The organism is Halioglobus sp. HI00S01 (assembly GCF_001635445.1).
Classification (GTDB): Bacteria; Pseudomonadota; Gammaproteobacteria; order Pseudomonadales; family Halieaceae; genus Halioglobus; species Halioglobus japonicus.
This window is the reverse complement of record NZ_LWEE01000247.1, coordinates 1-208: the sequence shown is the minus strand read 5'-3', so window position 1 is coordinate 208 and position 208 is coordinate 1. Positions and strand designations below refer to the sequence as shown.

At 55.3% G+C, this 208-nt stretch carries 1 protein-coding gene; it reads right to left on the bottom strand.

Annotated elements, in window-relative coordinates:
- On the bottom strand, window positions 1-189 hold a 189-nt coding region (locus A3709_RS17385), incomplete at its 3' end, for a PhzF family phenazine biosynthesis protein (protein ID WP_231871225.1).
- Between the last annotated feature and the right edge of the window lie 19 nt (window positions 190-208).

Sequence of the window (208 nt, the reverse complement as noted above, 5' to 3'; positions counted from 1 at the left end):
AGGCACCAGTGCGCAGTGTGCCGACCCTGTCACCGGATCTTCATTGATACCCACGTGCGGGCCGAAGAAGCGAGATACGAAATCACACTCATCGCCCGGTGCCGTGGCAATCACATTGAACGCAGAGGCGGCTACCAGCGCAGCAAAGTCTGGTGCTAGCCTGGCGACATCCGCTTCAAACTCAAACACATACAATTTTTTGCAAGTG